The following is an 18944-nucleotide window of genomic DNA, read 5'->3' on the forward strand; positions in this document are numbered from 1 at the left end:
GTCCGCAGATACAGGTTCGGGGCGCCGCAGATATGGGTTCGGCCGTTCGCAGAATCGAGTACGTTTGTCCGCAGATTCGGGTTCGCAAGGGTAGTTTTTTCCCTTACGAATCAAGGCGCTGAACTTCTCGTATACGGTTTACAAGTAGTTAACCCGTATCGGTATCGTTTACTGGTAGTCACAAGGTTGCGCACCGTGGACAACCCTCCCGGGTTGCCCACCGTCCGCACCCTCGCTACCAGTCGTGAGAGTCCCCGCATGGCAAAAACCCGGCAAGCAGGGCCAAACCTTGCCGTACCTGTTTCTGCGTGACAACTTTTGCGGCTTCGAGTACAAAGGCGGGTAATCCGAAGCACGCCAATATGCCCATCAAACGCTCCCCGGCCGCCACGGGGGATCGAAGTGTCCTCGACATGGATACCGAGCCCTCCCGCATCATTGTTCCCGGCAACGAGAACAGCCTGGTTCCGTCCGAGAAATTCCAGCGTCTGTTCGACGAGGCGCAGGCCATGGAACGCCAAGACGCCTGGCAAAGCGGTGAAGTCGGCTTCCTCAGCCGTGCCAGCGTCCAGGTCACGCTGCCATATCGGGCACCCAAGGGCGCACCGCCAGTATGGACGCGCACCAGCGGCAATATCTCGCTGATGATCCAGCCCGGCTACTTCACGCAGCAGCGATCCGAGCGTGCCGCCAACGGCCGCCAGAAACTGGTGTCGGAAACCGTATCGCTGGGCTATCCCTACGGCTCCTATCCGCGCCTGATGCTTGCCTGGATCGGCAAGGAAATCATGGCGAAGAAGAAGCGGGGTGAATTCACCGGGACGGTGGAAGACCGGCGCATCTCGCTGGGCAATTCGCTGTCCGAATTCATGTACAACCTCGGTATCCCGATGGCCACCGGCGGCAAACGGGGCACCATGACACTGGTGCGCCAGCAGATGATCCGGCTGTTCTCCGCGACCATTGCGATCGTGCAGAACAAGTCGACGCCCAGCCAGAACCAGAACCCGAACCACGAGCCGTTATCGATCGACCGTGTGGGCTACCTGCTGGCCGACCAGTTGTCGACCTGGTGGGACCCGATGCAGCCGGGGCAGGGCTCGATGTTCGAGAGCTTTGTGGTACTGTCCGAGCCTTTCTTCAACGAACTGGTCAACCGGCCGGTACCGGTGGACATGCGCGCATTGAAGGCGCTGAAGCAATCGCCGTTCGCTCTGGACGTTTATTCCTGGCTGACCTACCGGTTTTTCACGATCCAGCGGCGCACCGAGATCCCTTGGGAAGCACTGCAAATGCAGTTCGGTACGGAAACCGAAAGCGAGCGCAAGTTCCGCGCGTTGTTCCGCAAGGCGCTGAAGGACGTTCTGGTGGTCTATCCTGGGGCCAAGGTCGACGCCGATTCGTCCAAGGCGCTGATCCTGCAGCCGTCCCGTACCAGCGTGCGCAAGCTGGGCTGAGTCCTTCCTGGCCAACGGCCCAAATGCAAAAAAGGCAAGCGTTGAACGCTTGCCTTTTTCTTTGTCCGCCGCGGCAGGTAGCTGCAGCGGGCAAATCAGCTGGATCAGGCCGGCTTGATGCCCGAAGCCTGCAGGCCCTTCGGACCCTGCTTGACTTCAAACGTCACGCGCTGCCCATCCTTCAGGGTCTTGAAGCCCGAACCCTGGATTTCGGAGAAGTGCGCAAACAGATCTGCACCGCCGTCATCCGGGGTAATGAAGCCGAAGCCCTTGGTCTCGTTAAACCACTTGACCGTACCGGTTGCCATAAGAATTTCCTTTTCGAAGCAAGTTCTAGTACACCACGCAAACAACCGTTCAAGCACGTTTAGTTCTCGTAGATACCGAACGGAAGCCGACGAGGTTGACACGACTTGACTCGACTGTAGCGCGCATCATAACCACTTTGGATTGCGGTGTCATGTGCGGCGTAATGCGCACTACAAATACTTTAGACACAGGGACAGGCGCATTTCAAGCAAATTTATTGTCGAAGCGGGGCCTCCTCCTAAAAAGAGGCCGCACGACGTGTTCCAGAGCATAGAAATAAAATATTTGTAGATTAGTAAAAAGGTTGAAGCACCACCTCGTTTTGGCTACAGTTGCGCCTTAAGAGTCAATTGCGCTTTCAGCGCTGAAAGAGAGGTCGCAGTGGCAGCCAAAATCATCACCGTCTTCAACCAGAAAGGCGGTTGCGGAAAGACCACGGTCAGCATGCATCTGGCGGGAACACTTGGCTTGCGGGGTGCCCGATCCATGCTGGTCGACATGGACGAACAAGGCACCGCCACGCGCTGGGCTGCCCAGGCCAGCGATGAGCGTCCGTTTCCCGCGTCGGTGATTGGCCTGGCGCCCTCTGGCGGCGCCATGCACCGGGAAGTTCGGAAGTTCGTGCAAGACTACGATTACATCGTGGTCGATTGTCCGCCTGCGGTCCATTCGGCGGCGCCGTCCAGCGCGCTGCTGATATCCGACCTTGCCATCATCCCGGTGGTGCCGTCACCGCCGGACCTCTGGGCGGCGGTGGCTGCGAAAACGCTGGCACAGCATGCGCAAGTCCAGAACGAAACCCTGCTGATCCGGGTGATGGCCAATATGGTGCAACGGCGCGTGTCGATTGCACGGCAGGCAATCGAGATCCTGGGAGACGATGGCGAGGTGCCGCTTTTGAATTCGATGATTGGCTCGCGCTCGGCCTTTCGCGAATGCCAGGCGATCGGCTGTACCGTTCATGGCGTTGCCGGAGCGCGCGAGGCGGTGCAAGAAGTCGACATGATGGTCGACGAAGTGTTGTCTTTGATTGAGCAATAAGGCATGGCTACAAAACTGAAAAGCCTCAAGGCCGGCATGCTTGCCGGCATGGTGGCGGAGAAGCACCGCAATGACACGCTGGACCGGTTTGCGCGGGCCGAAGCAGCGATTTCGCAACATCCGAACGGACTGCTGCAGGGCAGGGCCAATGATGCCGCTGCAGTTTTCAGCGCTGAAAGTGCTGGCGACATGACGTCCGGCCGGCAGTTGGTGCGGATCCCACTGGCGCAGCTTCACGACAATCCACTGAATGCCCGGCGAATCTATGATCCCGCGGTCGTGCAGGAGCGCGCGGCGTCGATCGCCACGCATGGGCAGAAAACCCCCGGCCTCGCTGCACCCGACCCGTTGCGCCCCGGCCACTACATCCTGATCGACGGTCACTACCGTAAACGAGCGCTGGCGTCAGCCGGGAAGCTCGAAATGGAGTGCTTTGTCGAGGACGACCTGAGCGATCTGGACTTTTACCGGCTGTCGTTCATGCTCAACGAGCAGCGTTCGGACCAGTCGGCGCTGGACAATGCAATGGCCTGGCGCCAGCTGCTCGACGAAGGCAAGGTCCAGAAGGAAGAAGAAATCTGCGAACTGACCGGTATGTCCGCCGGAACGGTCAACAAGACGCTGGCGCTGTTGCGCCTGCCAGACTCCGTCCTTGGCGTGATGCGCGAGCGGCCGAGCGCGATCGGCATCGCCGCGGGCTATGAACTGACTTTGTACTGCAAGCTGGCGGGGGAGGAACGGACCCGCGAGCTGGCGGCACGGATCATCAACGATGGCCTGTCGAGCCGCGAAGTCGAGGCGATCCGCAAGCAGGCGCAGGAAGGCAAAGCGCGCAAGGTCAAGGAAATCAGCCGGCAATACAAGATCCGGACCGACAGCGGCCAGCTGCTCGGAACCATCAAGGAGTGGGATTCGGGCCGCGTCGTCCTCGATGTCCAGCTGGGCGACCGCAGCGCGCGCGAGGACCTGGTCGAACTGCTCAAGGCTCGCTTCGGGCTGGACAAGACCTTGCTCTGAATGAGGCAGATGCCGGGAAAGGCGGGCTACGACCACCGCACTCCCTGGGCATCAGAGCGTCCCCGGATGTGGCAGGAGCGTTCGGCAAGATCCCGCTAGCGTACCCAGTTCTTCGCTGGCGACCTTGCCACCCATCCGTTCTGCACCGCCTGTCCTCAGGGCGACTCTCCCTCCGTACCAACTTCTTCGATCGACACCAAAGCAGTCCGACAACGCCGCACCTCGCGAACGAGGTCGCGCGGCGACCAGGCCGGGAAGGCGGGATCCAGCTCCCGATAACGGGTAATTGCCGCCGACAGCAGGGCATGCAGCCCGCGCACCGAGTAGGGCGGGTAGTGCATGCTGGCAAGCTTGCGCTGCGCCCGCCGGGTGGGCGGCGCAGCGGGCGGGCCGAGCAAGGGCACATCCGCCGCAGCGGGCACGACCAGGTCCAACCCCCGGTCTTGCCAATGGCGGCGTAGCGCGGCCAGCGCCGTCTCGCTGAGCGCAAGCCGGTGGTCGACCGGTGCTTCGTCCGCATTCGTTTCCGGCACCCGGTCGAGGAGCCGCAGGTCATTCCAGCGCAGCGCCACCAGCCCGGCAAAGCGCGGCCGGCATTCACGCAGCAGCGCGACCGCCGCGGCCGCGGCCCGGTAGCGGCTGCCGTCCGGCCGGGCGCATTCGTTTTCCAGCCATGCAGTGAAGCGCGCCAGCGCTATGTCGCCGACAAAGCCCTCCCCGGCAGCAGTGCGGGAGTCCAGTCCAGAGGCCTCATCCCCTGCCGCGGGCACCACGCCCATAGCGACCGCTCCACGCCTGTCCGATCCGCCCGTTGGCAGCCACCGAGCGGTGGAGTCGTACCCATTGCGCCCCATCCAGGCCCACAAGGCGGCCAGGACACGCATGCTATGGCGCCGGCTGGCTTCGCCCAGCGGGCCGGTAAATGGCCGCCAGGCCCCGACCTGCCGGGGAGCCCGCGGTCCGCACCAGCGCGCCGCCGGCTGCGGGTCTGCAAGGAAGGCCAGGTATGCCTCGCGGTCCTGCTGGTCCAGCGCTGCGAGACCCTTGCGGCGCTCGATCGCCGACCACAACAGCAACCGTTCGGCCTCCTTGCGGTACGCCGCAAATGTGGCGCCGGCAGGGGGCGCGCTGGCATGCAGCCACTTGCGCACCACGTCTAGCCCGCGGGCAAAGGGGCAGGGGGGCGCTGCCCCGGCGTCACCGGCGAGAAGTTCCAGCGGCAGGAGGTGCGGCATGTCCGGTGCCAGCGCGCCTCGCGCCAGCGGCGTGCGGTTGCCTACATGCGCGGCCAGCATGGGCTGCCCGCGGGGGTTGCGGACCAGTTCGCGATGCTCCGCCAGCCAGCGGTTGATGGCCAGGCCGGCAAGGGCGCCGATACGCGGCACGCGCCGCCACCATCCTGTGCCGCGGACGTTGATCAATGCAATAAGTGCGCTAATAGTAATAATTTCCGCGCTGCGCAGGCGGCGTGCCAGGGATGGCCCAAACCATAGTTCCACGCCATGCTCCGCCCGCGGCGCCGCGGTACCGAGCCGTTCCAGTTCCGCCAACGCGTCCACCCGACGATCCATGCCGCGGTTGGAGCGGCCCGGACCGGCCACCAGCAGTTCGGCCAGATCGGCGCGGCCATGGAGATGGGCGAGCTGGACCATGCGGTCGCGCAGCTCCAGCAGCGTGCGCAGCGCCGATTCAACGGCATCGTCGTCGCCGTCGTCGGCAAGATAGCGACCGACGACCATCGCTGCCGGCATGCCCTGGACATAGGCGCGCACCGCCGCGAATTCACTGCGAGTCAGGCTGACGGAGTGCGATCCGGAAAACATGGCCAGCGGCGCGGGATGGTCGGTGGGGGAGGGCACATAGGCTACCGTAACTCCTTGATTTATAAAGCACTTGAACTCAGCCCAGATCTATCCGGCCGGAAATGCACAGCAAAGAGCAATGCCGATAATTTTATGCGAGGTATGCGGCATTCCGCCAGTCCCGGAGCCCCCCGAACGCTGATTTCCCGATCTAAGCTCCTTGGCAGGGTCGCAGCGCGTCGCCCGTGAAAGAGGTCCGGAGCTAAGGGAACCCTCTTCGGGAATACCCGCTGCAATGCAACAGAGGCTTGCTTTCGACGCCCCTGTTTCATAAGCTGAAGATCAGAATTAGATTCTGTTAAATTTGATCGGAAAGTTACTAAAGCGTCAGTCATGAACTGCGCGGTCCGGCGTCAGCCGGCCAAACACGGTTCGAACGGCGCAAACGGGGCGATTCGGCACTCCAAGGGAAGGGACAGGCACGGCAACCGACGGGACGCCGTACCAGGCCAGGAACAAGCCGGATCGTATGGATTGACGAGCCGCAGCATAGCGGAAGCCGGTCCAACAGCAAGAACGGGTTTGTCGCAGGGCCTGGGCTTGCCGCAATAAGAAGGAGAGCGGCCATGGCCAGCATCCTCTTGATCGAACACCATCCACTGCTGCGCCTGGGTCTTCGCCACCTCCTGGCCCAAGCGCATCTCCCGGGCGACCTGATCGATATCGATCCGGCCGCGCCGATCGACCCCGAGCTCTGGCTGACCGACGCCGACTTGCTGGTCTACGGGCTACCGTCCGACGCCACGGCAGGCTGGGCGCAGCTCGACGACCTGTGCGAGCGCCTGCGGCCCCGACGCGTGCTGCTGCTGACCGAGCGGCCCGCCGCGGCACTGTCGCGGCCGGCGCTGCCTGAGTCCGTACGTGGCTGCCTGCACAAGGCCGCCAGCGCCGAAGCGCTCGACGCCGCGGTGCGGCTCGTGCTGGCTGGTGGGGAGTGCTTCCCGTCGGTGCTGCTGTCCGAGCCGGCCGGCGGACGCGGCGATGACGCCGGCACGCTGGCCATGCCCGCACCGTCCGCGCCATCCATGCCGTCCGCTCACGCTGCCGCACCGGTGGTGGTGCCGCTGCATGCGTTGCGCGGCGAAACACCGGCCACGCCGCCTGCGCATACGAACGAAACGCCGTCGAGCGGCGCGCATCTGCTCAATATCACCGAACGGCAATACGAGGTGCTGGCCCTGCTCGCGCGCGGCTATCCGATCAAGACCGTCAGCCGCATGCTCAATATCTCCGTCGCTACGGCCAAGACGCATGCCTGCACGCTGTACCAGCGCCTCCATGTCCGCAACAAGGGCGAAGCCGTCTACGTGGCGCTGCAGCGTGGCGCCACGCTGGACTGGGCCGGCCCGCCGGCGGTGCGGCCGCTCGGCGCGTGCCAGGCCGCCTGAAGTCCCTGCATGACCGTTCCGGGGCGCATCGATTGCAGCCATGCCGGCGCCGGTCGGATCCGGTGCCGCGGTCATCCCCGCAGGTCATCCTTTTGACGTGGCGGCCTCCACCAAAAGCATGAGGCGGTGCCCGCGAGCGCTTGCTACGTTGACAGGGAGGCGTTCGCCGCCGCCTGCCGCACGCCATGCGTCAGGCGCCCATCGGCAGGGCGCGCTCGCCGCGAGGCCCGCCAGGTTCGCCACGGCGTGCCATCCGGTCAATTGACCTTCTGACCTGGGCCCATCGTGCCGCACCGGCCGTGGGCTCCATTGCCGATTCGATGCCGACCTACCTGATTGCCAGCAACGAAATGATGTGCCGCACCCTGGTGCGGCGCCTGGAAGCGCTGGGCCTGCCGCGCCCGATCCGGTGGCGCGCGCCGCAATGGCTGCAGGAGAGTGCTGCCGGCCGGCAGCGTCATGCCGATGCGGACGAGCCCGGCAGCGATCGCGCCGACGTCGCGCTGATCGATTGCAGCGGGATGGACGGCGACCCGCGCAAGCTGCTCGAACAGATGCAGGCCCGGCTCGCGCCGCGCCGCTGGCTGGTGTTGTCAGACCGGCTGGACCCAGCGCTGATCGTCCATGCAGCGTTGCTGGGCGCGAGCGGTTGCCTCGCGGTGCCGGCGCCTGCCGAGCTCGTCTGCGCCGCGACCGCGCTGGTATGGGCCGGCGGCCAGTGCTTCCCGCGCATGGCGCTTTCACTGATGCAGCCCACGCCCCACGACAGTGTCGGCGCCGCCTGAATCTGCCTGTCCCTCTCGCGCTTCCGTCCTTCGGCCACCACAGGATTACAGCCTGCGGATGAGGGCGCACTGTGCGCGCAAGCACTATGCTTGAGATGCCCGGCGTGCGAGCAGCCCCGTTCCAAGAGGCAGCCGCACCGGGATGCTAGGGGGTCGTATGGAAGGCGGGATGGATTACCTGGTCGTGCATGGCTTCGCCTTGCGCGAGGGCCGGGGCAAGTGGGCTTGCTGCTTCGAGATCCGGTTGGCTGGTGCGGGCGAGCAGCCGCTGCTGTACCGCGGAGAACTGCATGGTCGCCGCTTCGATTGCGAGCATGCCGCAGCGCAGGCCGCGCGTGAAGCAGGACAGCGTGAAGCGGTGTTGCGGGTGGAAAGCCTGCGCGCACTGATCCTGGCGCAGCATCGCCTGCGCCTGCCGGCAGCCACGCTCCCCTAAGCCAGGGCGCCGCGGCGACTTGCCGCTCTGTTCCGCATGCCTCGCCAGCGGCAACGCCAGGGCGAGGCGCGATGACTGCTGCCCTAGTGCCGCAGCAGTGCTGACTGCTACCAGTCCCCCTCGCCGACCTTTGCCCACGCAGCCACGCGCGCGCATGCCTGCTGGTCTGGCCCGCGCTGGCGAACGCCGTCGCGCGCGCCCTGCCACGCCACAAAAAAAGAAGCCCGCCGACCGGGGGACCATGCGGGCTTTGAAGACGTGCGGGCAATACTGCCCGTCCGCACGTCCTCTTGACGATATCCAATCGGCACGCACGCCTGTATCCACCAGAAGCACCATGCGCGTCACGCATGCGGCTGAACGCCACTCAACCGGCTCAACCGGGACTCAACCTCTGCGGCGATCACCACAGACGCGCTTCTCGCAGGCATGCGCGGCCTTGCACCGCGCAACAATGGCCGGACCCTGTGACCCGTGCAAGGTTTGTGCGCCGTCCAACAGACTGTTCTGAACCGTGCGCGCCAAGATCGCCATCACGACCGATGGCGCAAGCATTTGGCTCGGTGCAGGGAGAAGGCGGGCATGACGACGGACAGTCGATGCACGGCAGCCGGAACGCGAGCGCGAGGGCCCGCATCCGGAACGGGCCGTGCACACCCGCAAATGGATCGGCATGGCAGGCGCGGAGGTCTCTAGTGTACGGCGACACCAAGATGCGTGGACGTGGCGGGCCCGGGTTGCGTGGCGGCAACCCGGTGTGGTCGCACGTCAACTGCCATATCGACTTGTGGATCGAGTTGCTGCACGGACTAGAACTGCCACCGGTCGCCGCGCTGCCGTGCGCAGTGCGCCAGGATTTCGAGGCCGACCATTTCACGCAGTGCCGCTTTCCGGTGGCGGACCTGGAGCGGCTCTACGGGCTGACCGCCCATGTGCTGACACTGTACGACTCGCTCGAGTCCCACGTGGCGGCGCAGACCGCGCGGGGCCATCTCGTTGTGATCGAGCTCGACAGCAGCCAGCTGCCGCCACCGCCCGGCGCGGGCTACCAGCGCCACCGCACGCCGACCTGCATCGCCGTCGACGTGCTGATCCCCGAGGCGGGCGCCGTCGGCTATTACCACACCGACGGCTACCACACCGCCAGCGGCGAGGACTACGCGGCGATCTTCCGGCTGGCGCCGGGCACGCGCAATGCCGAGTCGTTGCCCTTCGTGCATGCCGAAGTGGTGCGCCGCGATGGCCGGCTGCGCGGGCGCGAGTCGCTGCTCGACGCTTCGCTGGCGCTGCTGCGCACGCATCTCGGCAACCGCCCGCAGCAGAATCCCGTGACACAGTTCCGCGCCGTGTTTCCCGCGCACCTGGAGCGGCTGATGGCGCGCGGCGAGCCGGGCTTCCACCACTATGCGTCGGGCGTGCTGCGCCAGCTCGGCGCCAATTTCGAGCTGCTCGCGCGCTACCTGCGCTGGCTGGTGATGCAGGGACAGGACGTTCCCGAGAAAGCGGCCGAAGCTTGCTACACGATGGCGTCGGAAGCGATGGTGATGCAGTTCCGGCTGATGCGCGCCGTGATCAGCCGCAAGCCGGATCGCTGCGAAGACTGCCTGGACCAGCTCGAGGCCTCTTACCAGGCCAGCGTGCCGGCGCTGGCCCGGCATTTCGGCGAGTATGCGCCATGACCGCCGATGCCGCGGCCACGGGCCGGCCAGCCGCTGTCCTCGTCCCGGCCGTCGGCGTCACACCCGTCGCGGTCTTCACCGACGCTGCGTCGCACGCGCCTTGCGGCCCCTGGCGATGGCTGCAGACGCTGCCCGGCGCGGCACCGTCGCCCGCGGTGCTTGACGACGACGCGTGCTGGCTGCCGGCGCCGGTGCCAGGTTCGGTTGCGATGGCCATGCACGCCGCGGGCCGCTTGCGCGAAGGCGTACCGGTGCCGCTGCACTGCCACGATTACTGGTACCGGCTGCGCTTTGCCGGACATGGGCCGCGGCTGTTGCGCCTGCGCGGCCTGGTGCGCGGCACCGAGGCGTGGTTCAACGGGCGCCGGGTGATTGCCGTGGATGACGCGAGCGGCCGTGGCACCGAACGGTACGAACTGCACGGGATGCACGCGCTGCCTCCGTTGCACGAAGCAGCGATCGAACTGTCGGGCATGAACACGATCCACCTGTGCTTCCGCGCGCCGCGCGTGCTGCATCCCGCCGCGGCGGATGTGCGTCGCTGGCACTGCACCGTGGTGGCCGCCGCCGGCCACCTGGCCGGCTTTCTTCCACGCGCCTTGCCGCTGGATGAGGTCGGGCCATGCCAGCCCGTCGAATTGCTGGCGCCCCCTGTGTCCCTAATGCCCCTTCCGGCGCCACTTGCCTGCGCCGCCCGCCCGGCGCTTCCACCCATCTCCGACTTTTGCAGGAGGGCCCGGCGCCTGCCTGCGCCGCTGCCGCGCGCTGCACGCTGAAGGCGCGCCACGGCCGGGCGTCCCGCTCGGCTTTCCGGCCAACCTCCCGATGGATGAGCGCTTCCCAACCATTCGCCTACTGTCGCAGCGTCTCGCCATGACGCTAAATAGAGTCACTGGCTTGCAGTCAGCGCCGCAGCAGGGTCAACGGCGCAGCCAGGCAGTCGGAAACCAGTCATGCCGGCCATGCCGGCGCTGAACGGGGACCGGCAAGGCTGAAGCCCGTTTTCCCGAGTGGCGTTCGCCGAGCCGGCTGAACGTTGTTCCCGAAAACGGGTTTGGACAGGGGTACGAAAAATGATTACGCATCGGTCGGAACTGCATGTCAATCACCTGCTCAGCGCGTTGCCGCGCGCCGAGTGGGAAGCGCTGGCCCAGCACTTCGAGCTGGTCCGGCTGCGCGCCGGGGAGCTGCTCACCGATTCCGGCCAGCGCATCGTCCACGTGTACTTTCCTACCACCGCGGTGGTTTCGCTGCTGTCGCTGCTCGAAGACGGCGCGACCGTCGAGATCGCCGCGGTCGGTCATGAAGGGCTGGTCGGCATTCCCGTGGTGACCGGCGGCGACACCATGCCCAGCCGCGTCGAAGTGCGCAGCCCTGGCCTCGCTTACCGCATTCCCGCACGCATGCTGCGCGCCGAGCTCCCACGCCTGCCCACGCTGCAGCGCGTGACGCTGCTGTACGTGCAGGCGATGCTGACGCAGATCGCACAGACCGCCGCGTGCAACCGCCACCACTCGCTGAACAAGCAGCTGTGCCGCTGGCTGCTGCTGGCGATCGACCGGCTCAGCTCCAACGAGCTGGTGATCACGCAGCAGGTCATCGCCAACATGCTCGGCGTGCGCCGCGAAGGCGTGACCGAAGCCGCGGGCAAGTTGGAGGACCTCGGCCTGATCCACCACAGCCGTGGCCATATCACGGTACTGGACCGCTGCGGCCTGGAGAAGCATTCGTGCGAATGCTACAAGCTGGTCAAGCGCGAATATGACCGTCTGCTGCCCGCGCTGGCCAACGCCTGAACGGCGCAGCCGGCTGCCCCTGGCGGCGTGCGGCTGACCACGCGCGGCGCAGGACGCCGCGCTGATCCCATTTGAGGAGCGGTACCCGTGAGCAGACTGTCATATGCCGGCGCACCGGCGGAAGGTGCGGCCCCCCGGCGCGAAGCCCAGCCCCCCAGCACGCGCCAGACGCGCGCGCTGATGGATCATATGGGCTGGATCGCCGCCGCGGGCGTTGTCGGCGCCGGCGTCGGCGCACTGGTGGCGTTGTCCGAGCCGCCGCAATACCGCGCGCAGGCGCTGGTGCAGGTCGAGGGCCGCGACGGCGGCGTGCGCAGCGTGGCGCAGACGCAAGGTGCCGCCGGCTTCGATGCTGGGCTGCTCAAGAGCCGCGCGGTGGTCGGGCCCGTGGTGGAGCGGCTGCGCCTGGATATCACCGCGCAGCCGCTGCGCGCGCCGCTGGTGGGCGCGCTGGTGGACCGCTTCTCCACGCCCGGCCACGTGCGCGGCACCTGGCCCGCAAGCCAGGGCTATGCCTGGGGCGGCGAACGCCTGGTGGTCGACACCATGAGCGTGCCCGAAGACCTGGTGGACCATCCCCTGCTGTTCGAGGCACGCCGCGACGGCGCCTACCGGCTCTTCGACCAGGACGTGCTGCTGCTCGAGGGCCGTGTCGGCGAGACTGCCAGCGGCAACGGCATCACGCTGCGCGTAGACCGCATCGAGGCCGCGCCCGGCACGCGCTTCGCGCTGACGCGGCATGACCTCGCACGCACTGCCGAGGCGGTGCGCAGAGGCCTGCAGGTCGAGAGCGAAGGCGCGCAGATGTCCGCGAGTCCTGGCGGCGCACCGGCGCAGCCGGGCGGCACGGTGCGCGTGGGCTGGCAGTATGCGGACCGGCAGCTTGCCGCCGAGCTGGTCAACGGCGTCACGCGCGCCTATATCGAGGGACAGACCACCAAGCGCCGCGAGGACGCCGCCGGCACACTGGCCTTCCTGTCCAACGAACTGCCGCGCGTGCAGGCCGAACTGACCCGCGCCGAAGAGGCGCTGACGCGCTACCGCGCGCGTACCGGCTCGCTGGCGCCCAGCCGCGATGCGCAGTCGTTCCTGAACAACAGCATGGAATACCAGCGCCAGATCGCCGCGCTGAAGCTCGAGCGTACGCGGCTGCTGCAGCGCTTCACCGCCGAGGCCAATGAAGTGCGCATGGTCGACAGCCAGATCCAGCAGATGACGCGCGAGCGCGCCGAGATCGATGCGCGCATGCAAAGCCTGTCGGCCTCCGAGCGCGAATCGGTGGCGCTGACGCGCGACGTCAAGGTGGCAGAGGACATGTACATGACCTTGCGCGGCAAGGTCGAGCAGCTGTCGCTGATGCTCTCCGACAGCTCCAGCCAGCTGCGCGTGATCGACGCCGCGATCGCGCCGGTGACGCCGGTCGGGATCGGCACCTGGCCGTTCGCTTCCGTGGGCGCACTGCTCGGGCTGTGCCTGGGCGTGGCCGGCGTCAACCTGCGCCAGCGCCTGCGGCCGTCGGTCGCGAGCGCGGCGGACGCCGAAGAGCGGCTTGGCATGGCGATGCTCGGCGACATTGCCTTCAGCAACGAGCAGTCCGAGCTGGAACGCCAGATCGAGACCAAGCGCCGCCTGGGCATTGCCGCGGGCTTCACGCTGCCGACCGAGGCGCGCCTGGGCTGGCCAGAGCCGGGCACCGAGGTGATCGATGCCGACACCGCGGCCGCCCCCGAGGACGAGCGCGCGCGCGCCGAACGGCTGCTGCGCCAGGGCCTGCACGACCAGTACCTGCTGGCGCGGCGCGCGCCGCATTCGCTGGCGGTGGAGGGACTGCGCACCTTGCGCGCGGCGCTGCACTTCGCGCTGCGCGATGCGCCCAATTGCGTGGTGGCGGTCACCAGCCCCGCCAGCAGCGCGGGCAAGACCTTTACCGCGGTCAACCTCGCGGTGCTGTTCGCCGAGGCCGGCCAGCGCGTGCTGCTGATCGACGCCGACCTGCGCCGCGGGCGTGTGGCGGACTGGTTCGACCAGCCGGTCGAGCCGGGCCTGGCCGAAGTGCTGGCCGGGCGCGCCGCGATCGCCGATGCGGTCAGGCCGAGCGTGGTCAGCGGCCTGTTCCTGCTCAACCGCGGCGCGGCGCCGGCGAATCCGTCCGAGCTGCTGATGCTGCCGGCGCTGGCGGAAACGCTGCGCCTGTGCGCGGGCCGCTTCGACCTGGTGCTGGTCGATACCCCGCCGGTGCTGGCCGTGGCCGATGCCACGCTGGTGGCCAACCTGGCGGGCTCGACGCTGGTGGTCGTGCGCGCGGACGTGACGGCGGCGGGCCAGGTCGACGACACCCTCAAGCGCCTGGCGCATGCCAATGCGCGGCTGGCGGGCGGGATCCTGAACGGGGTCATGCCACGGCGCAGCAACCGGTCGGACTTCAATACGATCAATCCTTACCTGGGCATGCCGCTGCCGCTGGCGCAGGGCAAGCACCTTGCCCTGGAAAAGGCGGAAGCGCCGAAGCGGTCCTGAGCGGGCCACGCGCGGGGTACCCCGGAGTACCCGCTTCTGCCTGCGGTCCTGCCTGCGGTCCGCGCGGGCGGGCTATCAGGGGATGAAGCGCACCGCCAGGAATGGAGGTGCGCTGGCCAATGGCGGTGCGCTGGCGGTTAGGCCAGGCGTTACGGCGCAAACCGGATGTGTGGGCCGACGTCGTTGTTCGCCGTATCGGTGCCTGCGCCGACCTTGATCGTGTAGTTGCCGCCGGTCAGGTCCGTGGTAATCGAGTTGTTCCTGAACGTGGATGCCTTGATGATGCCGACCACGGCCTTGTTGCCGAAGTTCTGCCGGGGGTAGGCGATCTTGTTGCCGGAGAAGCTGGCAACGCCGGCCCTGATATTGGGAAAATCGTCACGGTAGTCCGGCGTATGGGTGCTGATGAGCGTGTTGTTCTCGATCAGGACCCTGGCCCCGACATCGAGCGCCTGGAGCCCGACGCCACTGCTCCTGATGGTGTTGCCCCGGACGATGGTGTTCACCGTGTTCATGTCGCCGATCCCCTCTGAAAACGAGGGGTAGACCCCACCATCGACGGTATCGATCACGTTGTTCTCGATGACCGATCCCGGCGCCGACAGGATCATCACGTAGGGATGCTTGTTGCCGGCGCGTCCCACGATTTCCGAGTTCCGGATGGTGACGTTCTCGGTGTTTCTGCCATTGTCGCCGCCGACGAACTGCGAGCCCTTGTTGTTCACGAAGCGGCAGGCATCGAAGACGATATCGCCCGTTCTCGCCGTCACGCCTTCGGCTGGCGCGTCCGGCTCGATATCCACCCCGGCGGCGGGCGCATGCGTAGGGTAGGCCCCACCGGTGATGCCAGTGTCGCGGAACGAGGACTTGGTGACTCGCAAGCCCCTGGCCTGCATGATGCTCATCCCCTGGCGGGCATTGTTGTACGAGTCCACATTGTGGATGATGCCGTTGCGATCGGCGGTGAACTCGCCGCCGATGTACAGGCCGTCGCAGGCAAAGTGATGGACCTTCAGGTGGCTGAGTTCATAGTTGGAGCTCGCGTTCGTCTGGATGCCGTGTGAAGACGTTTCACTCAGCGGCCTGCCATCCGGCGACGGCGGCCGCGACATCTTGTCCACGTTGCCGTAGAGCTCCAGGCCAGAAATCTTGAAGTTGGTGGAATGCCTGATCTCGAACCCGAGCTGGTGCCGGTAGGAGTACCAGGACTGACCGCCGCTCTTGTCGTTGGTGATGGTGAAGTCCCCCTTGAAGGAAACCACGGAACCGGTGCAGCCGATCAGGCTGAAGTTGCTGGCTTTCGCCAGCCGGATATTCTGGATTCCGTTCGCGCCGGGGCCGCCGGCGATCGCGAAGCGATCGATGTTGTAGGTCCCCTTGGGGAAATAAACGATCTTGCGCTTGATATACCTGTAGTTGGAAATCTCTGCCGCCATTCTCTGGAAGGCGGCATAGTCGTCCGTCACTCCATCCCCCCTGGCCCCGTAGGCGGTGATGGACTTCACGATCGCGCCGGGATAAGCCCGCTTCTCGGCGGTCAGCAGCGGACAAGGATCTCCGGCTTCATTCGGGCTCCTGGCAGCAGCCTGGAATCCCGGCTGCGCATGGCCTGCAAGCGGCAGGCATGCACAGCAGACGGCTACAGCGATGGCAGTCCGGACCAGCTTCGGCTTGGTTCGCTTCGGCGAAGCAGACATGGCGCTCCCCTTTGAGTGACGCGGTGGATTTGCCAGCCTCGGCCCAGGGCCAGCATCGGCATGGCGGACCGGGCGACGCAAGCGCGCTCCCTGAGCCGGCTGCCGCATTTGCCCGCCGCCGCGAGTTCGAATGGCAAGCCCTCCGGTCCGGCGGCGGACGGGAGGGCAGCCAAGCCGGCAATCAAGCCGGCAACCAGGGCAGCAATTGCCGGGAGCGCGGCGACATTCCTTGCCGCACTCAGGCGCGCTTGGCCGGTTTCGCGCTGTATTCGCCGAGGTAACGGTACTTGCCGAAGTAGTAATGCGCGCGGTACCAGCGTCCCTCGATGCGCAGGCCGTTGAGCAGTACGCCTTTGACGTCCGCCCCGCTCTGCTGGAGCATCCGCTGGGATGCCTGAAGCTCGCTCACGGTAGTCTTCTCCGCGCGCGCCACCAGGAACACAGCGGCCGCCTTGCTGGCCAGGATGCCGGCGTCGGTCGCCGCCAGAATCGGCGGGGTGTCGATGATGACCAGGTCGTAACGCAGCGTGAGCGTGTCGATCAGGTTCTCCATCGCCGGGCTGAGCAGGACATCCGCGGCATGCGGCGGCTCGCTGCCCGTCGAAATGAAGTCCAGGCCGGGCGCCACTTCCCGCTGCACGACCTGCTCGAACGGCGCACCCAGCAGCAGTTCGGTGAGCCCCGGCGTGCGCCGGGCGCCAAAGCGGCGATGCAGGGACCCGCGCCGCAGGTCGGCGTCGATCAGCACCACGCGCTTGCCGCTGGCGGCGATCGCCGAGAAGTTCGCGCAGATGAAGGACTTGCCCACGCCGGGCGCGGGCCCGGTGATGACCACGGTCCGGTTCTTGTTCCCGGCCAGTGCGAACTGCAGGGCGGTGCGGAAGCTGCGCAGCGTCTCCACGGCGGGATCGTCAGGCTGCCGGCGCACCAGCAGCCCGCCGCCGTCGGTGTCGTCCTGCGTCTGTGGCTCCTGGGTGGTGAAGGGGATCGTGGTGTAGACCACCATGCCCGTGCGCCGCTCGATCTCATCGGCATCCGCCACGCCGCCGTTGAATGCGTGGCGCAGGATGACCCCCGCCAGGCCGGCGAACAGGCCGAGCACCACCGCCAGCGTGGCAATCACCTCGCGGTTCGGGCGGATCGGGTTGATCGGCACTTCCGCCGCGTCGACCAGGCGCGAGGTGCCGACCTTGCTCGCCTTCATCAGCTTGAGCTGCTGCATGTCGTTCAGCAGCGACTGGAGCATCTCGGTGCTGACCTTCACGTCGCGCATCAGGCGCAGTACGTTCTGCTCGACGTCAGGCAGCTTCTGGATACGGCCGGTCAGCCCGTTGATCTGCGCGTTGACGCTGGCGATCTGGCCGTCGATCAGCGAGATGATCGGATGGTTGGGCGTGAAGCGCGCGTCCAGTTCCTGCCGCTTTTGCCGAAGCTCCTGCAGCTTGGTCTGGAGCTGCACCGACTGGTTCAGCATCAGCCTGGATTCTTCGGGCAGGTCGACGGTGCCGCGCTGGTTGCGCATGGCGTTGTAACGGTTCTCCGAGGTTTCGACCTGCTGCCTGAGCTGCGGCAGCTGCTGCTCCAGGAAGGCCAGCGATTTCTCGGCTTCGGCGGCCTTGCGCAGCACGTTCTGCTCCACGTAGGCGTTGGCGATTTCATTGAGGGTGCCAGCCACCATCCTGGGGTCGCTGCCTTCCAGCGAGATGCCGATCACGCCGCTCTGCCGGCCGCGCTCGGTGATCACCAGCCTGCTCTGCAAGCTGGCGATAGCAGCGCTGCGCGGCACCCGGCGCAGTTCGAAGCGCACGCCGCTGCGCGCGTCGATCTTGCTGACCAGCAGGTGCACCGGACCAGCCGGGGTGGCGACAGAGAGAAGCTGGCCAACCTTGCCGTTGGCCTGGACCTCGCCGCCATTGAACGACACCGAGTAGCCTGCGTCGCCGGTCGCCGTCAGCAGGATCCTGCGATCCTCCATCGACTCCGGCACGTCGAGCTGCTGCACGGCAATCGCTTCGCGGCCCCAGGCGTAGCCACCCCATCCGAACAGGCCGGGCTCGGACAAGCCCTGGTTGAAGTGCGCGATGGCCGGTCCGACCAGCGGAAAGTAGCGCGGTCGCGCTTCGATATCGAGACGCAGTGTCGCAATGGCCTTGCCGACGACCATCCGGGAGCGCAGCAGTTCGATTTCCGCCGAGGCCTCCGGCTTGATGTCCAGCCCCGGCGATATCGACGTGGACAGCTTTGCGGCAGTGTTCACCGGGCTATTGCTCTCTTCCACCTGCACCACGACGTCGGCGCGGTAGACCGGCGAGGCGATCAGCGCGTAGAGCAGCCCCAGCGCGACGACGACGACGGCGGCGCCCAGGAACGTCCATCGGTAGCGGATCAGGATGTCGAGATACGAAGTCAGGTCGATGGATTTTTCGCGCTCGACGGGTTCCTCGAATGCCTCATCCCGCTTGCTTATCGCTCTCATGTCGGCTCCCTGTTGCTGTCAGCCGCGGCAACGGAGTTCTCCCGCTCCAGTTGCGACGACCACGACGAGATTCCCTGCTTGATCAATTCCAGGACGATACTGAACATCTGCTGCGAACAGCCGTACGGGTCGGGGATGTCGAGGTCAAGTCCTTCGCAAAGCCTGAAGGTCTTGCCGCGCGACTGCGGGAAGCGCTCCTCGAGCGTTTCGCGCTGGAGGCTTTCCATGACCAGCACCAGGTCCGCGGATTCCACCAGGGCATGGTCCACGGCGCGGGCGCGGTGCCCCGCCAGGCTGCAGCCTTCGTTGGCCAGCAGGCGCACGACGCGCGGATCCGCCGCGGCGCCGACCGGTGGCGCCAGCCCGGCGGAGGTCACCCTGCAGTCAGGCAGGGCGCGGTTGAGCAGCACGGCCGCCATCGGGCTGCGGCAGACATTGCCGAGGCAGACGACGAGGATGGTTCTTGGCATACCGGTTCACTCGC

General features: G+C 66.4%; 15 protein-coding genes. 10 read left to right on the forward strand and 5 right to left on the reverse strand.

Annotation, left to right across the window (positions count from 1 at the left end; genetic code table 11):
• Positions 1-362 precede the first annotated feature (362 nt).
• The gene (locus J8I82_RS26840; RefSeq protein ID WP_209761874.1) at positions 363-1457 is read left to right on the forward strand and encodes a replication protein RepA; all 1095 of its coding nucleotides are present in this window, start codon (positions 363-365) and stop codon (positions 1455-1457) included.
• Positions 1458-1561: 104 nt separating this feature from the next.
• On the opposite strand, the gene J8I82_RS26845 is transcribed toward J8I82_RS26840, so the two are convergent.
• The gene (locus J8I82_RS26845) at positions 1562-1765 is read right to left on the reverse strand and encodes a cold-shock protein (RefSeq protein ID WP_029045138.1); all 204 of its coding nucleotides are present in this window, start codon (positions 1763-1765) and stop codon (positions 1562-1564) included.
• 382 nt (positions 1766-2147) lie between these two features.
• On the opposite strand from J8I82_RS26845, the gene J8I82_RS26850 reads away from it, so the two are divergent.
• On the forward strand, positions 2148-2807 hold the full coding sequence (locus J8I82_RS26850; RefSeq protein WP_063237647.1) for an AAA family ATPase: 660 nt from the start codon (positions 2148-2150) through the stop codon (positions 2805-2807).
• Positions 2808-2810: 3 nt separating this feature from the next.
• A complete protein-coding gene (locus J8I82_RS26855; RefSeq protein WP_209761875.1) occupies positions 2811-3824 on the forward strand; it encodes a ParB/RepB/Spo0J family partition protein in 1014 nt (337 codons plus the stop codon).
• Between the two features lie 155 nt (positions 3825-3979).
• Here J8I82_RS26855 and J8I82_RS26860 read toward each other — a convergent pair whose 3' ends face one another.
• Positions 3980-5683, reverse strand: coding sequence for a phage integrase family protein (locus J8I82_RS26860; RefSeq protein WP_284183167.1), 1704 nt, complete (start codon positions 5681-5683; stop codon positions 3980-3982).
• Between the two features lie 569 nt (positions 5684-6252).
• Here J8I82_RS26860 and J8I82_RS26865 point away from each other — a divergent pair.
• The 7 genes from J8I82_RS26865 to J8I82_RS26895 all read left to right on the forward strand — a co-directional run bounded on the left by J8I82_RS26865 (position 6253) and on the right by J8I82_RS26895 (position 14287).
• Positions 6253-7074 carry a helix-turn-helix transcriptional regulator gene (locus J8I82_RS26865; protein ID WP_209761876.1) on the forward strand — a complete coding sequence of 274 codons (822 nt, stop codon included), beginning with the start codon at positions 6253-6255 and terminating at the stop codon, positions 7072-7074.
• Positions 7075-7394: 320 nt separating this feature from the next.
• On the forward strand, positions 7395-7859 hold the full coding sequence (locus J8I82_RS26870) for a response regulator transcription factor (RefSeq protein ID WP_209761906.1): 465 nt from the start codon (positions 7395-7397) through the stop codon (positions 7857-7859).
• A 157-nt stretch (positions 7860-8016) separates the two neighbouring features.
• Positions 8017-8295, forward strand: a complete 279-nt coding sequence (locus J8I82_RS26875) for a hypothetical protein (RefSeq protein WP_209761877.1) — start codon at positions 8017-8019, stop codon at positions 8293-8295.
• 695 nt (positions 8296-8990) lie between these two features.
• Complete coding sequence (locus J8I82_RS26880) at positions 8991-9974, forward strand: DUF1839 family protein (protein WP_431831583.1); 984 nt, start codon at positions 8991-8993, stop codon at positions 9972-9974.
• Positions 9971-10750, forward strand: coding sequence for a hypothetical protein (locus J8I82_RS26885; RefSeq protein ID WP_209761879.1), 780 nt, complete (start codon positions 9971-9973; stop codon positions 10748-10750). The genes J8I82_RS26880 and J8I82_RS26885 overlap by 4 nt, the downstream gene beginning before the upstream one ends.
• Positions 10751-11047: 297 nt before the next feature.
• Entirely contained in the window at positions 11048-11770 is a 723-nt protein-coding gene (locus J8I82_RS26890) for a Crp/Fnr family transcriptional regulator (protein ID WP_209761880.1), read from the forward strand.
• A gap of 87 nt (positions 11771-11857) precedes the next feature.
• Positions 11858-14287 carry a polysaccharide biosynthesis tyrosine autokinase gene (locus tag J8I82_RS26895; RefSeq protein WP_209761881.1) on the forward strand — a complete coding sequence of 810 codons (2430 nt, stop codon included), beginning with the start codon at positions 11858-11860 and terminating at the stop codon, positions 14285-14287.
• A gap of 149 nt (positions 14288-14436) precedes the next feature.
• Here the strand turns inward: J8I82_RS26895 and J8I82_RS26900 are convergent, their stop codons facing one another.
• The 3 genes from J8I82_RS26900 to J8I82_RS26910 all read right to left on the reverse strand — a co-directional run bounded on the left by J8I82_RS26900 (position 14437) and on the right by J8I82_RS26910 (position 18930).
• A complete protein-coding gene (locus J8I82_RS26900; protein ID WP_245180145.1) occupies positions 14437-15984 on the reverse strand; it encodes a right-handed parallel beta-helix repeat-containing protein in 1548 nt (515 codons plus the stop codon).
• Between the two features lie 238 nt (positions 15985-16222).
• A complete protein-coding gene (locus J8I82_RS26905) occupies positions 16223-18460 on the reverse strand; it encodes a polysaccharide biosynthesis tyrosine autokinase (protein ID WP_209761882.1) in 2238 nt (745 codons plus the stop codon).
• A complete protein-coding gene (locus J8I82_RS26910; protein WP_209761883.1) occupies positions 18457-18930 on the reverse strand; it encodes a low molecular weight protein-tyrosine-phosphatase in 474 nt (157 codons plus the stop codon). The genes J8I82_RS26905 and J8I82_RS26910 overlap by 4 nt, the downstream gene beginning before the upstream one ends.
• Between the last annotated feature and the right edge of the window lie 14 nt (positions 18931-18944).

It is taken from the genome of Cupriavidus consociatus (assembly GCF_017814975.1).
Classification (GTDB): Bacteria; Pseudomonadota; Gammaproteobacteria; order Burkholderiales; family Burkholderiaceae; genus Cupriavidus; species Cupriavidus consociatus.